Genomic DNA, 14,254 nt, shown 5'->3' on the forward strand with positions numbered 1-14,254 from the left:
GTTGCCTAAAGCCAGGCTAGATCAACCTAAAGGCTTTAGGCAACCGGGGTCAGGAGAACAGCGCGTCCGCCCAGCTCGACTCGCGGGTCACGCCCGGCGGCACCGCGAAGTGTGCCGACCCGGTGTGCTGGACGTACTCCATCATCGCGTCCTTCGACGACAGCGCCTGCTGCATCGGGACGTACTGCTTGCGGGTGTCGCGGTTGAAGGCCAGGAAGAACAACCCCGCTTCGAGGTGCCCGACCCCGTCGGAACCGTCCACGAAGTTGTAGCCGCGGCGCAGGATCCGGACGCCGTTGAGCGCCTGGTGCGAGGCCAGCCGGACGTGCGCGTCCGCCGGGATCAGCTTCTCGCCGCCCGCGCCGCCGACGTCGAGGTCCAGCTCGTCGAACTCCGCGGTCTGGCCCAGCGGGGCGCCGGTGCCCTTCGTGCGGCCGATGATCTTCTCCTGGCCGTCGAGGGTCTCGCGGTCCCACGTCTCGATGTGCATCCGGATCCGGCGCGCCACCAGGTACGAGCCGCCCGCCATCCACGCCGGTCCGTCGGCCGCGGTGGCCCAGACCTGGTCGCGCAGCACGTCGGGTTCCTCGGACTTGATGTTGTTCGTGCCGTCCTTGAAGCCGAACAGGTTCCGCGGGGTCTGCTGCGCCCGCGACGTCGACGAGCTGCGGCCGAAGCCGAGCTGCGACCAGCGAACCTCGGTGACGCCGAAGCCGAGCCGCACCAGGTTGCGCACCGCGTGCACCGCCACCTGCGGGTCGTCCGCGCAGGCCTGGATGCACAGGTCGCCGCCGCTGCGGGCCGGGTCGAGCTTGTCCTTCGGGAACAGCGGCAGGTCGATCAGCTGCGGCGGGCGCTTGCCGGCCAGGCCGAACCGGCCGTCGAACAGCGACGGCCCGAAGCCGATGGTCAGCGTCAGGTTCGACGGCGGCAGGTCGAGCGCCTCGCCGGTGTCGCCGGGCGGGGCGTACGCGCCGCTGCCGACCGCGCCGTTCGCGACGACCTCCTGGCCCGCCGTCATCCGCCGGGCCGCGTCGGTCCACGTCTTGAGCAGCTGCCGAAGCTTTTCGCGGTCCTTCGTGGTGACGTCGAGGGCCGCGAAGTGCAGGTTCGCCTGCGCCGGCGTGACGATCCCGGCCTGGTGCTCGCCGTGGAAATCGACGACGTTCGTCGACGCCTCGGCGTTGCCGCTCGTCGCCTTGTCGATCCCGATGCCGGCGGCCGCCCCCGCCCCGGCGAGCGCGACTCCCGCGCCCGCCAGGCCGAAGAGCTTCCGCCGCGAGACGCGCGTGCCCTCCGCTTGACCGCCCTCTGCCGACGTCACTTGGAGACGACCTCCGCAACCTTGCTCAGCGGTTCGCTCAGCGCGTCGACGGCCGAGGCGAACTCCTTGACCTGGTCCTGGGAAAGCTCGGTGTAGGACTTGAACCCGTCGCCGGCGCGCTGCTTGTCGAGCAGGCCCTGGACGTTCGCGAACTCCTTGTCCAAAGTGGACGCGAGCGCCGGGTCCTTGGCCTGGATGATCGGGCGCAGCGAGGTGATCGCACCCTTCGAACCGTCCAAATTGGCCTGGAAGTCCCACAGGTCGGTGTGCGAGAAGGCTTCCTCCTCGCCGGTGATCTTGCCGGTGGCGACCTCGTCGAGCAGGCCCTTGGCGCCGTTCGCGAGGTCCACGGCGGACAGCTCCAGGGTCTTGGTCTTGGCGACCAGGTCCTTGACGTCGGTCACCAGCTTGTCGGCGATCTGGCCGCTGTCGGGCTGCAGGCCGGTCTTGAACAGGTCCTTCTCCAGCCGGTGGAAGCCGGTGAACTGCTGGTTCGGCTCGAGGTCGGCCTCGCGGACGTCGATCGCCGGGTCGAGGTCGCCGAACTTCTCGGCCACCGGCTCGATCCGCTCGTAGTAGGTGCGGGTGCGCGCGTACGCGGCCTTCGCCTCGTCGACCTTGCCCGCCTTGACGAGGTCGGCGAACTTGACCGTCTCGTCCTGCAGCGCGGAGGTGTTGTTCGCGATGTAGCCGGCGTAGCTCTTGGTGGCCTGCGCCTTCTGGGCGTTGCTGTCGCTCTGCTTCGCGACGCCGCCGGTGACGGTGAAGTCGCCGCGGATGCCGGTGCCGGACATGCCCGGCTTGCACGCGGTCTGGTACTTGCCGGCGTCGGCGACCTCGACGATCAGCCGCCGGTTCAGCCCGGGCGCGATGTTCTCGACCTCGCCCATGATCCGGTCGCCCTCGGCGTAGAGGTAGAACTCGGTGACCTTGCTGCCCTTGTTGGTGATCTCGAAGGTCAGGTTGCCGGCGCCGGCCGTGGTCGCGGAGACCTCGCACGCGGTGTCGGACGCGGCGACCTTGATCGGGCCGCCCGCCGCGGTACCCGCGGAGTCGCTCTTGCTGTCGCACGCGGCCAGCGTCACCAGGACGGCGGCGCCGGCCAGCACGGCCAGCGAGGGGGTCTTGCGCACGGTCACTCCTTCGAGGCGGCCGCGGCGGCGGGCGCCGGCGCGGTCTTCTTGCTGGGCTTGAGGAACAGCGGCAGCACGACGGCGACGTAGGCGACCCAGGCGACCGCCTGCAGCACGGTCGTCTGCTGCGAGTAGTTGAAGATGCCCTTCAGGAGGGCGCCGTACCAGGACGTCTCGGGCAGCGCGCTCGACGCGTCGAAGGCCAGGGTGTCGATGCCCGGCAGGAACGCGGCTTCCTGGAGGTCGTGCAGGCCGTAGCCGAGCACGCCGGCGGCGACGAACACCAGCAGGACGCCGGTGATCGTGAAGAACTTGGTCAGGTTGAACCGCACCGCGCCCCGGTAGAGCAGCCAGGCGAGCACGACCGCGGCCGCGATGCCGATGGAGAAGCCGATCAGCGGCTGCACGGTGTCGGTCTGCGCGGCCTGGACGGTCGAGTAGAAGAAGACCGCGGTTTCGAGCCCTTCGCGCCCGACCGCGAGGAACGACAGCAGCAGGACGGCCATCGGGCCGACGTCCAGCGCGTCGTCCATCTTCCCGCGCAGCTCGGCGGCGATGCTCTTGGCCGCCTTGCGCATCCAGAAGATCATCGCGGTGACGAAGACGACGGCGACGATCGACAGGCTCCCGCCGAGCAGCTCCTGGTGCTTGAAGGTCATCTGGTGCGTCGTGAAGGTCAGGACCGCGCCGACGGCGACCGACAGCACTACCGCGGCGCCGACGCCCGGCCAGACCCAGCGCAGCGCGTGCCGCCGCTCGGTCTTGACCAGGAAGGCCACCAGGATGCTGACGACCAGCGCGGCTTCCAGGCCTTCGCGCAGCCCGATCAGCGCGCTCGAGAACAACACCGGTCCGCCTCCCTGAGTTTCTGCTTCCGTGATGGTTTTAGGTAAGGCTCACCTGTAAGTCCAGTGGGCGTCCGCCGGGTCGAAACGATGCAATCGGGCAAAAGGGACATGGACTCGAAGTTAGGTTAGGGTAACCGCAGGTCAGGGGCCTGCGCGTCGACTCGATAACGAATTCTGTGATTTCGCAGGCAGTGGGGCCGGCTTTACCCTCCGCTTGCCTGGTCAGCCGCTCAGGGGACCCTCTTGAGTGGCTCCGTAACCTGTTCGGGTGGCCGATACCGCTCAGCCGACCGTCACGCCTCCGTCGCCGCCTTCGGGCGGGCCGCCCAGGCGGTACGTCGGCCGGATCGCCCTCGCGCTCGGGCTCGTGGCCACCGGCGTGGTCCTCCTGGTCACCATCGGGGTCCGGAACCCGGCCGCCCCGGCCGCGGCACCGCCGGTCCAGCCGGCGCTCGCGATCCCCGAGCAGCGTCCGCAGCCGGGCGCCGAAGCGCCGCGGGCCGGGCTCGCCGCGCCGGTCGACCGGCCGCAGGTGTCCGACCGCGTCGAGCTGGACGCGTGGGCGGCCCGCGTCGCGGACAAGACGCACGTCCCGTCACGCGTGCTGGCGGCGTACGGGCGGGCGGAGATGTGGATGCAGCGCCAGAAGCCGACGTGCCACCTCTCGTGGGCGACCCTGGCCGGCATCGGCCGCGTCGAAACCGAGCGCGCGGGCTTCGACCTCACGGCGATCCGCGCGGACGGCCGGTTGGCGACGCCGGTGGTCGGCCCGCCCCTCGACGGCTCGCCCGGTGTCCCGGCGGTGCACGATTCCGACGGCGGCAAGCTCGACGGCGACAAGTCGTGGGACCACCTGATCGGCCCGATGCAGTTCCTGCCGTCGACGTGGAAGAAGCACCAGGAACGCGCGAACGGCGACGGCGGCACCCCGGACCCGCAGAACATCGACGACGCGGCCTTCACGGCGGCGCGCTTCTTGTGTTCCGGCGGCGACGACCTGGGCACGCCGTCCGGCTGGTGGCGGGCGATCCTGTTCTACAACCAGGCCGTTTCGTACGGCCAAGACGTCTTCAGCGCGGCGGACGCCTACGCGGAGGCGAGCGTCGCGCCCTGAGTCAGAGCTCGCGGTCGGCGACGAACGGCGTGACGGCCATCAGCACGAGCAGCAGCAAGCCGGCGTAGGCGCCCAGCGTGGCGAAGATCGACATTTCCGGTTCCTCCCTGGTTTCGGTCCGGAACCAGCTTCGCCGGACGAGGGGGCCGGGGACATCGGTCGACGGGCCCGCCCTGATCGGCCGAACGGCTGAGGTGACCCGGGCCGTTCGGCCCTGGTCACGGCTCGCGCAGCGCGATGTGCGCCTTGACCTCGCTGATCGCTTCCAGGTACTCCGGCACCGGGTTCATCGCCGACGCGATCCGCAGCTGGCCCAGCGCCTCGACGAACCGGCCGAGCCGCTGCAGGGTCCGGCCGAGGACGAACCGGGCGTAGTGGTCGGTCGGGTCCAGTTCCAGCACCCGCGTGAACGCCTCCTCCGCGCGGCGCAGCTGGGCCGAGTGGAAGTACGCGCGCCCGGCCAGCAGGTGCACCGACGGCTTGTCCGCTTCGGATTCCAGCAGGGGCTGCAACACCTTCAGGGCGTCGAGCGGGCGACGGCGGCCGACCAGGTCTTCGGCCTGGCGGAAGGCATGGAACCGCGACTCCTCGGGAGGCTGCGAAGCAGCTGCGGCGTCCGTCATGGTCACTCCCACGTTACCCCCGGGGAGGGGGATGCACACGCCGCCGAACGGGACGTGATGGACTGTGCCGCCATGAGCAGCGGGTACCGGGGCCTGGCGCCCTACCTCTACTACTCCGACGCCACGGCGGCGCTCGCCTGGCTGACCAGGGCCTTCGGCTTCACCGAGGAGGTCCGGTTCTGCGACGCGGCGGGCGAGGTCTTCCAGGCGACGCTGCGGGCCGGCGACGCGCGGATCCAGATCGCCGGCGTCGGGCCGGACTACTGGCAGGCCAAGGGTGTCGACGGGCCGGTCGGCCAGCTCAACATCCTCTACGTCGACGACGTGGACGACGTCTACCAGCGGATCGAGGCGGTGCTGGGCGACGAGTGCGAGCTGGAGCCGCCGCAGGACCAGCCCTACGGCGCCCGGGTGTTCACCGTCGCCGATCTCGGGGGCAACAGCTGGACGTTCTGGCAGCAGACGTCCGAGACCGTCGAGCTGCCGCCGGGCTGGCAGGAGGTCCGCGCGGGCGGTGAGTCCTCCAACGGGTGAACTGCGGCGACGGCTAGGCTGGCGGCGTTACCGCAGGCAGAAATGACGCACCGAGGAGCATGGCGTGGCTCTCATCGAGCAGGTAGGCGCGCGCGAGATTCTGGACTCGCGCGGCAACCCGACGGTCGAGGTGGAGGTGGCTCTCGACGACGGCACCCTGGCGCGGGCCGCGGTCCCGTCGGGGGCGTCGACCGGTGAGCACGAAGCGGTCGAGCTGCGTGACGGCGACACCGGCCGCTACAACGGCAAGGGCGTCGAGCGCGCCGTCGCCGCGGTGCTCGACGAGATCGGCCCGGAGATGGTCGGCATCGAGGCCGTCGACCAGCGGATCGTCGACCAGAAGCTGGTCGACCTCGACGGCACGCCGGCGAAGTCCCGCCTCGGCGCGAACGCCATCCTCGGCGTCTCGCTGGCCGTCGCGAAGGCCGCCGCCGAGTCGGCCGAGCTGGAGCTGTTCCGCTACCTGGGCGGCCCGAACGCGCACGTGCTGCCGGTGCCGATGCTGAACATCCTCAACGGCGGTTCGCACGCGGACAGCAACGTCGACATCCAGGAGTTCATGATCGCGCCGATCGGCGCGGAGACCTTCCGCGAGGCCCTGCGCTGGGGCACCGAGGTCTACCACTCGCTGAAGTCGGTGCTGAAGGGCCGCGGCCTGTCGACCGGTCTCGGCGACGAAGGCGGCTTCGCGCCGAACCTCGGCAACAACCGCGAGGCGCTCGACCTGATCGTCCAGGCCATCGAGAAGGCCGGTTACGCCCCGGGCCGAGACGTCGCGCTGGCGCTGGACGTCGCCGCGACCGAGTTCTTCGGCGACGGCACGTACACCTTCGAAGGCAGCAAGCGCAGCGCCGAGCAGATGTCCGCCTACTACGGCGAGCTGCTGGCGAACTACCCGCTCGTGTCGATCGAGGACCCGCTGAGCGAGGACGACTGGGACGGCTGGGTCACCCTGACCGCCGACGTCGGCGACAAGGTCCAGATTGTCGGCGACGACCTGTTCGTCACCAACCCGGACCGCCTGGAGGAGGGCATCACCCGCCGCGCGGCCAACGCGCTGCTGGTGAAGGTCAACCAGATCGGCACCCTGTCCGAGACGCTCGACGCGATCTCGCTGGCCACGTCGTTCGGCTACAAGTCGATGATGAGCCACCGCTCGGGCGAGACCGAGGACACGTTCATCGCGGACCTGGCGGTCGCCACCGGCGTCGGCCAGATCAAGACCGGTGCCCCGGCCCGCGGCGAGCGGATCGCCAAGTACAACCAGCTGCTGCGCATCGAGGAGACCCTCGGTGACGCCGCCCGGTACGCCGGCGAGCTGGCCTTCCCGCGGTTCACCGCCGAGGCCTGATGGCGGACCGGGGGAGGCAGCGCGGCCGCCGCGGCGGTGGCGGCGGGGCGGCGCGGGTCGGTGGACCCGCGCGGACCCGCCGTCCCGAGGCCGGACGGGCGGGGAGCCCGGGATCCCGGTCGCCCCGCACGGACGGCACGGCGGCGGCGCGGCGCCGCACCGGCGACGCGGAGACCACCCGGGCCCGGCTGCGCCGGGGCCTGGCGGCGAAGCGCGCGTCGGGCGCGGCGAAGGTGCTCGGCATGTCCACCACCCGCCGCGCGGCGGTGGTGGCGATCGTGGTGTGCGCGCTGGCGTTCACCATCGCCGTGCCCCTGCGCACGTACCTCTCCCAGCGGACCGAGGTCCGCGAACAGCAGGCGCAGCAGGCTCAGCTGCAGCAGGAGGTCGCTCAGCTCCAGGGCCGCAAGGCGGAGCTGAGCGACCCGGCGCAGATCGAGGCCGAAGCCCGGCGGCGGCTCCGGTACGTCAAGCCGGGCGAGACGCCCTACATCGTCCAGCTGCCGGAGGACAAGGCGCCGGACGCGGCCGCACCGGCGGGACAGCAGCCTGCCGTGGGCAGCTCCTGGTACGAGAACCTCTGGAACCAGGTCTCGGGCGGCTGAGGGCCACGCTCTAACCTGGACCGCGTGAACAGCACGCAGCAGCACCGGTTCGAGCCCGTCACCGAAGCCGACCGCGAGATCATCGCGGAGCAGCTCGGACGGCCGCCGCGAGCGCTGCGCGCGATCGCCGCGCGGTGCCCGAGCGGGCACCCCGCCGTCGTGCAGACCAGCCCGCGGCTGGAGAACGGCACGCCGTTCCCGACGCTCTACTACCTCACCTGCCCGAAGCTGAACTCGATGATCGGCACCATCGAGGCGTCCGGGATCATGAAGGAGATGACCGAGCGGCTCACCACCGATCCCGAGCTCGCCGCGCAGTACCAGCGCACGCACGAGGTGTACCTCGCCGAGCGCGACGCGATCGAGCCGCTCGGCCACCAGGTCACCGCCGGCGGCATGCCCGGCCGGGTCAAGTGCTTGCACGTGCACGTCGCGCACACCCTCGCCGTCGGGCCCGGGGTGAATCCGTTCGGTGACGAGACGCTCGCCCTGCTTAAGGCCAACGGGTGGCCCTCGGGAGACTGCGCCGCGTAACGCTCGCGCGTGGTGAACAGATAACTGGTCTGGGTGAGCGAAAACCCCGATTCGGGTCTTTCGACGGGGTGAAACCTCGCCTCGGGTACGGCAGGCTGTGCCCCGAGGGTGGCGACCGATCCGGCCAGGAGGGCTCTGAGTCATGCGTGTGCGGCGACTGCCAGACGCAGTCGGGAGCTACACCCGGAGGTTCGGGATCCGCCACCGCACCGCATACCCGCTGATCACCGGTATCCTGGCGGTCGTCCCGGCGCTGGTCGCCGGCGGCGGCACCCTCGGCTGGCTCGGCGGGACCGGCGACCACACCCGCGACGCCGCGCTCGGCCAGGGCTACGACCCCGGCCACGCCGCCATCCAGCAGATCGCCGTCGACGGCACCCTGCCCGGCGCACCCACGCCGCTGCCGCTGCCGGCCTACGAGCTGCCCGACGGCCCGCTCGGCATCCCGGCCACCGCGCTGGCCGCGTACAAGAACGCCGCCGACATCCTCGGCCGCGAGCAGCCCGCGTGCCACATCGACTGGGCCCTGATCGCCAGCATCGGCCGGATCGAGTCCAACCACGCGCGCGGCGGGTACGTCGACGCGGCCGGGACCACGCGCGAGCCGATCCTCGGCCCGCAGCTCAACGGCCAGGGCGGGTTCGCCGCGATCCCGGACACCGACCAGGGCCTGCTCGACACGGACCCGGTGTGGGACCGCGCGGTCGGGCCGACCCAGTTCATCCCGGGGACCTGGCGCGCGTACGCCTCCGACGGCAACGGCGACGGCAAGGCCGACCCGAACAACATCTTCGACGCGGCGCTGGCCACCGGCCGCTACCTCTGCTCCGGCGGGTTCGACCTGGCGAAAGCCGACCAGCTGCGCGGGGCGGTCTACCGGTACAACAACTCCGACACGTACGTGAACACGGTGGTCCTCTGGGCGGACGCCTACCGCAACGGGATCATGCAGGTGCCGGACAGCACGGTGCCGATCGGCGCACCCAACGCGGCCGCGGCCCCGCCCCTGCCGGCGGTCCCGCCACCGCCGGTCCCGACGACCACGCCTTCGCCGCCGCCGTCGACGAGCCCTTCGCCGCCGCCGGCCACGTCGGAGCCGCCGACGTGCACCAAGCCGCCGTCGACGACGCCCACCACGACCACGATCATCAGCACGACGACCACCCCGCCGCCGTCCACCACGGGCACCCCCGAGACCTCCCCGACCTCGCCGGTGAAGCCGCCGCCCGCCGACCCCACCTGCGGACAGGTGATCACGTCGGTCACGACGACCACCACGACCACGACCGTCGGAACGACGACACCCGCCAGCTAGGGTGGCGGCATGCCTCGTGTTGCCGCGATCGACTGTGGGACCAACTCCATCCGCCTGCTCGTCGCCGAGCTGACGCCGCGTCACGACGGCACGGTCGACCTGCGCGACCTGCACCGCGAGATGCGGATCGTCCGGCTCGGCCAGGGCGTCGACGCCACCGGGCAGCTGGCGCCCGAAGCCATCGAACGCACGCGGGCCGCGCTGGCCGACTACACGATCGCCGCCCGGCGCAAGGGCGTCGAGAAGGTGCGCATGGTCGCCACCTCCGCCACCCGCGACGCCAAGAACCGCGACGAGTTCTTCCGCATGACGCGCGAAACCCTCGGCGTCGAGGCCGAAGTGATCAGCGGCGACGAAGAGGCGCGGCTGTCCTTCACCGGCGCGGTCGGGGAGCAGGACCCGGACGACGGCCCGTTCGTCGTGGTCGACGTCGGCGGCGGCTCGACCGAGCTGGTCCTCGGCACCTGGGACGGACGGCAGGCCGAGGTGCTCGCGGCGAAGTCCGTCGACATCGGCTGCGTCCGCATCACCGAGCGCGCGCTCAAGAGCGACCCGCCGACCGCGGACGAGATCGCGGCGGCCCGCGACCTGGCCGGCAAGGTGCTCACCGAGGCGTTCGACGTCGTCGACGTCGCCCGCGCGAAGACGTGGGTGGGCGTCGCGGGCACGGTGACGACGCTGTCGGCGATCGCGCTGGGCCTGCCGGAGTACGACAGCGACCGCGTGCACCTGTCCACATTGACCCCGGCGGACATCGACCGCCTGGCGACCGACCTGCTGCAGAGCGACCACGCCACCCGCGCGGCCAACCCGGTGATCCACCCGGGCCGCGTGGACGTGATCGGCGGCGGCGCGGTAGTGGTCCAGACCCTCGCGGAGCAGCTCGCGGCCCGCGGCGGCCCGACGGAACTGGTGGTCAGCGAACACGACATCCTCGACGGCATCGCCCTCTCCCTCGCCTGACCCCCCAACCGAGCCCGGAACCCGCGTTCCGGGTTCAGTCACGCGAGTGTCGGGTTCGGTCACGCTTGCTTGGCTGACCGACCGTTCGGCCGCCCCAAAGGGCTTGTGCCGCAACGGAACCCTGGGTGAGCGGGCGATGACCTGCTGTCCGCGCTGGGCCGTCCGGAGCATCCGGTTTGCTACCTTGGTTGTGCTCCAACCAGGTGGTCCCGACGACCGTCACACATTTGCAACACCGCAGTCCTGTGATCAGCTTCACCGCCCCCGATAGCGTGCGTCTCACCTTTCGGGCAGACGGAGATGGAGGGGATCATGCGTCCTTCGCGCAGGCTCTGGGGACCCACGGTGGTGATGACCTCGCTGGCGCTCGCGCTCACCGCGTGCGGCGGCGGTTCGGGCAGCTCCACGGGCGCCGGCGGGACGGATCCGGACGGCACCGTCAGCGTCTACGGCACCGAACCGCAGAACGCGCTGGTCCCGAGCAACATCAACGACCTCGGCGGCACCAAGGCGATCCAGCCGATGTTCGCCACGCTCGTCGGCTTCAAGGGCGCGGACGCGCAGCCCTTCAACCTGATGGCGGACTCGATCACCACGACCGACTCCAAGGTCTACGACATCAAGATCAAGCAGGGCTGGAAGTTCCACGACGGCACCGAGGTGAAGGCGCACAACTTCATCGACGCCTGGAACTACGGCGCCTACGGGCCGAACGGCCAGCTCAACACCGACTTCTACTCGAACATCCAGGGCTACGCCGACGTCCACCCCGAGGACAAGAACGCCAAGCCGACCACGGACAAGATGTCCGGGCTGGTCGCGAAGGGCGACTACGAGTTCCAGGTGACGCTCACCGCGCCGTTCTCCGTCTTCGACATCAAGGTCGGCTACCAGGCCTTCGCGCCGCTGCCCGACTCGTTCTTCAAGGACCCCAAGGGCTTCGAGCAGCACCCGATCGGCAACGGGCCGCTGAAGTTCGTCTCGCGGACGCCCAACCAGGACATCAAGCTCACCCGCTTCGACGACTACAAGGGTGACGACAAGGTCAAGTTCAAGAACCTCGACATCAAGATCTACTCCAGCCAGGAGACCGCCTACCAGGACCTGCTGAGCGGGCGGCTCGACTTCATGGAGGCGCTGCCGCCGTCGGCCGTCGCGGGCGGCAAGTACAAGAACGACCTCGGCGACCGGCTGGTCACCGGCCACCTGCTCGGGATCAGCACCATCAACATCCCGTACTACGTGCCCGGCTACAACAACCTCGAGCTGCGCAAGGCCATCTCGATGGCGATCGACCGCGCGCAGATCACCAAGACCGTCATGAACGACACCTACGTGCCGGCCGACGGCTACATCTCGCAGGGCATCCCGGGCGCGCGGCCCGGTGTCTGCCAGTTCTGCAAGTACGACCCGGCGGCGGCGAAGGCGGCGTTCCAGAAGTCCGGCTTCCAGGGCAAGCTGACCATCGCGTCCAACGCGGACGGCGGCCGCAAGGAACCGCTCGTCGCGGCGTGCAACAGCATCAAGAACACCCTCGGCGTCGAGTGCGACTTCGTGCCCGCGACCGACTTCGGGCAGTGGCGCAGCATCGTCACCGGCCACAAGCTGACCGGCATGGGCCGGTCGGACTGGTCGGCGGACTACCCGTCCATCGAGGACTTCCTCAACCCGATCTTCAAGACCGGCGGGTCCTCGAACGACTCGACGTACTCGAACCCGAAGGTCGACGCGGCCCTCGCCCAGGCGGACGCCACCGCCAACAAGGACGCCGCGGTCAAGCTGTACCAGCAGGCCGAGGACCTGATCGCGCAGGACCTGCCGACGATCCCGGTGTGGGACGAGAAGGGCGTCGCGGCGAAGTCGAAGAACCTCAAGTCGGCGGCCCTGGACTTCCGCCGCATGCCGGACTACCCGTCCATCGAGGTCCTGAAGAAGTAGCAGCTGCGGCTCCCACCACCACGCCGTCGTGAGTGGTAAGGCGGGTTCTAACCCTCCTTACCACTCACGACGGCCGGCGCGCACTAGGAACTCGTCATGATCCGCTATGTCCTGCGACGGCTGCTCCAGCTGATCCCGGTCTTCTTCGGCACCACGTTCCTCATCTACGTCCTGGTCTGGGCCGTGCCCGGCGACCCGTTCTCCGGCAAGTGCGGCCAGGTCGCCTGCCCACCGGCCTACATCGCGCAGATGACCGAGAAGTTCCACCTCGACGACAACCTCTTCGTCCAGTACTTCAAGTACCTCGGGAGCCTCTTCACCGGCGACTGGGGCGAAACCTTCAACGGCACGTCCGTCGGCGAGCTGATCGCCACGTCCTACCCGATCACGCTGCGCCTGGCCGTGATCGCGGTGGCCATCGAAGCGGTCATCGGGCTCACGGCCGGGGTGCTGACCGGCCTGCGCGGCAAGGGTTTCCTCGACAACCTCGTGCTCGTCTCGACCACGTTCCTGATCTCGCTGCCGGTGTTCGTCACCGCGATCGTGCTGCAGCTCGCCCTGGGCAGCAACGGCCTCGGCTGGATCGAGGCGAGCGTGTCCGACAACCCGAGCGTAGGCGAGCTCATCGTGCCGGGCATCGCGCTCGGCAGTCTCTCGATGGCGTACGTGGCCCGGCTGGCGAGGACGAGCATCGCCGAAAACCGCCGTGCCGACTACGTCCGGACGGCGATCGCGAAGGGCCAGCCGCAGAGCCGGGTCGTGCTCGTCCACCTGCTCCGCAACTCCGTCATCCCGGTGCTCACCTTCCTGGGTACCGACCTGGGCGCGCTGATGGGCGGCGCGATCGTCACCGAAGGCGTGTTCAACATCAACGGCTTGGGCGGGCTCATCTTCCGCGGCATCCAGAACCGGGAGAGCGCGACGGTCGTCGGCGTGGTCGTCCTGCTGGTGCTGGTGTACCTGCTGATGAGCCTGGTCGTCGACCTGCTCTACGCCGTTCTCGACCCGAGGATCCGCTATGACTGACCCGAACCTGGTGGGCGGCGGCGGGGCCGACGCGGCCGAGCTGTCCCGCATCGACGACTCCGCCGCCGGCCCGCAGAAACCCCGCAGCCTGTGGAGCGACGCCTGGCGGCAGCTGCGGCGCAAGCCCGCGGTGATCGCCTCGGCGGTGATCATCCTGTTCATCGTGGTGATCGCGATCGCGCCCGGCCTGTTCAGCTCGCGTGACGCGGGCTTCAGCGACCTCGCGCACGCGAACGAGGGGCCGTCGGCGGACGCCTGGTTCGGCTACGACAACCAGGGCCAGGACGTCTACGCCCGCACCATCTACGGCGCCCGCGCGTCGCTGCTGGTCGGGGTGTTCTCGACGCTGCTGACCGTCCTGTTCGGCTCGCTGGTCGGCATCCTCGCCGGGTACTACGGCCGGATCGTCGACAGCCTGCTGTCGCGGTTCGGCGACATCTTCGCCGGCCTGCCGTTCGTGCTCGGCGCGATCGTCATCCTGACGACGTTCAACGCACCCGGCACGAACCCCGGCGCGGTCACCATCATCGTGCAGGTGGTCTGCTCGATCGCGGTGCTGAGCTGGCCGGTCGCGATGCGCATCATGCGCTCGGCGACGCTGGTCGCCAAGCAGCTCGACTACGTCAAGGCCGCGCGCGGCCTCGGCGCGAGCACCCCGCGGATCATCTTCCGGCACCTGCTGCCGAACACGATCGCGCCGGTGCTGGTGTACGGCACCATCGCGCTCGGCGCGTTCATCGGCGCCGAGGCGACGCTCGCCTACCTGGGCATCGGCGTGCGCGCGCCGGTGATCTCGTGGGGCGTGCTGATCGCGGACTCGCGGGACTACTTCCGGAACGACCCGCACATGCTGCTGTTCCCCGGCGCCTTCGTCACCCTGACCGTGCTGGCCTTCGTGATGCTGGGCGACGGCATCCGCGACGCGCTCGATCCGAAGTCGAGGTAG

At 70.3% G+C, this 14,254-nt stretch carries 14 protein-coding genes; 10 read left to right on the forward strand and 4 right to left on the reverse strand.

Features of this window, described 5'->3' with window-relative positions; translation table 11 throughout:
- Positions 1–49 precede the first annotated feature (49 nt).
- The 3 genes from efeB to efeU are packed head-to-tail and all read right to left on the reverse strand — an operon-like array spanning position 50 to position 3,305.
- Complete coding sequence (efeB, locus tag OO60_RS37100) at positions 50–1,324, reverse strand: iron uptake transporter deferrochelatase/peroxidase subunit (RefSeq protein ID WP_004561214.1); 1,275 nt, start codon at positions 1,322–1,324, stop codon at positions 50–52.
- A complete protein-coding gene (efeO, locus tag OO60_RS37105; protein WP_033263108.1) occupies positions 1,321–2,463 on the reverse strand; it encodes an iron uptake system protein EfeO in 1,143 nt (380 codons plus the stop codon). Before efeO ends, efeB begins: the two co-directional genes overlap by 4 nt.
- A complete protein-coding gene (gene efeU / locus OO60_RS37110; RefSeq protein WP_004561213.1) occupies positions 2,460–3,305 on the reverse strand; it encodes an iron uptake transporter permease EfeU in 846 nt (281 codons plus the stop codon). The genes efeO and efeU overlap by 4 nt, the downstream gene beginning before the upstream one ends.
- Positions 3,306–3,672: 367 nt before the next feature.
- On the opposite strand from efeU, the gene OO60_RS37115 reads away from it, so the two are divergent.
- Positions 3,673–4,419, forward strand: coding sequence for a lysozyme family protein (locus OO60_RS37115; RefSeq protein ID WP_004561212.1), 747 nt, complete (start codon positions 3,673–3,675; stop codon positions 4,417–4,419).
- A 218-nt stretch (positions 4,420–4,637) separates the two neighbouring features.
- Here the strand turns inward: OO60_RS37115 and OO60_RS37120 are convergent, their stop codons facing one another.
- On the reverse strand, positions 4,638–5,042 hold the full coding sequence (locus tag OO60_RS37120; RefSeq protein WP_033263109.1) for a tetratricopeptide repeat protein: 405 nt from the start codon (positions 5,040–5,042) through the stop codon (positions 4,638–4,640).
- A 72-nt stretch (positions 5,043–5,114) separates the two neighbouring features.
- Between OO60_RS37120 and OO60_RS37125 the strand changes: the two genes are divergently transcribed.
- The 9 genes from OO60_RS37125 to OO60_RS37165 all read left to right on the forward strand — a co-directional run bounded on the left by OO60_RS37125 (position 5,115) and on the right by OO60_RS37165 (position 14,254).
- The gene (locus tag OO60_RS37125) at positions 5,115–5,576 is read left to right on the forward strand and encodes a VOC family protein (RefSeq protein WP_004561209.1); all 462 of its coding nucleotides are present in this window, start codon (positions 5,115–5,117) and stop codon (positions 5,574–5,576) included.
- Positions 5,577–5,640: 64 nt separating this feature from the next.
- On the forward strand, positions 5,641–6,927 hold the full coding sequence (eno, locus tag OO60_RS37130; RefSeq protein WP_004561208.1) for a phosphopyruvate hydratase: 1,287 nt from the start codon (positions 5,641–5,643) through the stop codon (positions 6,925–6,927).
- A 242-nt stretch (positions 6,928–7,169) separates the two neighbouring features.
- Positions 7,170–7,532 (forward strand): FtsB family cell division protein, encoded by a 363-nt coding sequence (locus tag OO60_RS47540; protein ID WP_081655968.1) that lies wholly within the window; start codon positions 7,170–7,172, stop codon positions 7,530–7,532.
- A gap of 24 nt (positions 7,533–7,556) precedes the next feature.
- A complete protein-coding gene (locus OO60_RS37140) occupies positions 7,557–8,066 on the forward strand; it encodes a DUF501 domain-containing protein (protein ID WP_003103914.1) in 510 nt (169 codons plus the stop codon).
- Positions 8,067–8,208: 142 nt separating this feature from the next.
- Positions 8,209–9,381: a lytic transglycosylase domain-containing protein gene (locus tag OO60_RS37145; RefSeq protein WP_003103915.1), complete on the forward strand. Its 1,173-nt coding sequence runs from the start codon at positions 8,209–8,211 to the stop codon at positions 9,379–9,381.
- A gap of 9 nt (positions 9,382–9,390) precedes the next feature.
- On the forward strand, positions 9,391–10,344 hold the full coding sequence (locus OO60_RS37150; RefSeq protein WP_003103916.1) for a Ppx/GppA phosphatase family protein: 954 nt from the start codon (positions 9,391–9,393) through the stop codon (positions 10,342–10,344).
- Positions 10,345–10,656: 312 nt separating this feature from the next.
- Entirely contained in the window at positions 10,657–12,282 is a 1,626-nt protein-coding gene (locus OO60_RS37155; RefSeq protein WP_240490795.1) for a peptide ABC transporter substrate-binding protein, read from the forward strand.
- Between the two features lie 96 nt (positions 12,283–12,378).
- A complete protein-coding gene (locus tag OO60_RS37160) occupies positions 12,379–13,308 on the forward strand; it encodes an ABC transporter permease (RefSeq protein ID WP_003103918.1) in 930 nt (309 codons plus the stop codon).
- Positions 13,301–14,254 carry an ABC transporter permease gene (locus OO60_RS37165; protein WP_003103919.1) on the forward strand — a complete coding sequence of 318 codons (954 nt, stop codon included), beginning with the start codon at positions 13,301–13,303 and terminating at the stop codon, positions 14,252–14,254. The genes OO60_RS37160 and OO60_RS37165 overlap by 8 nt, the downstream gene beginning before the upstream one ends.

The sequence above is a fragment of the Amycolatopsis vancoresmycina genome, from assembly GCF_000716785.1.
GTDB classification, from domain to species: domain Bacteria; phylum Actinomycetota; class Actinomycetes; order Mycobacteriales; family Pseudonocardiaceae; genus Amycolatopsis; species Amycolatopsis vancoresmycina.

Coding starts and splice junctions, on each gene's coding strand:
- OO60_RS37120 (WP_033263109.1), bottom strand. CDS start 5,042: ATGACGGACGCCGCAGCTGCTTCGCAGCCTCCCGAGGAGTCGCGGTTC.
- OO60_RS37125 (WP_004561209.1), top strand. CDS start 5,115: ATGAGCAGCGGGTACCGGGGCCTGGCGCCCTACCTCTACTACTCCGAC.
- OO60_RS47540 (WP_081655968.1), top strand. CDS start 7,170: ATGTCCACCACCCGCCGCGCGGCGGTGGTGGCGATCGTGGTGTGCGCG.
- OO60_RS37145 (WP_003103915.1), top strand. CDS start 8,209: ATGCGTGTGCGGCGACTGCCAGACGCAGTCGGGAGCTACACCCGGAGG.
- OO60_RS37150 (WP_003103916.1), top strand. CDS start 9,391: ATGCCTCGTGTTGCCGCGATCGACTGTGGGACCAACTCCATCCGCCTG.
- OO60_RS37155 (WP_240490795.1), top strand. CDS start 10,657: ATGCGTCCTTCGCGCAGGCTCTGGGGACCCACGGTGGTGATGACCTCG.
- OO60_RS37160 (WP_003103918.1), top strand. CDS start 12,379: ATGATCCGCTATGTCCTGCGACGGCTGCTCCAGCTGATCCCGGTCTTC.
- OO60_RS37165 (WP_003103919.1), top strand. CDS start 13,301: ATGACTGACCCGAACCTGGTGGGCGGCGGCGGGGCCGACGCGGCCGAG.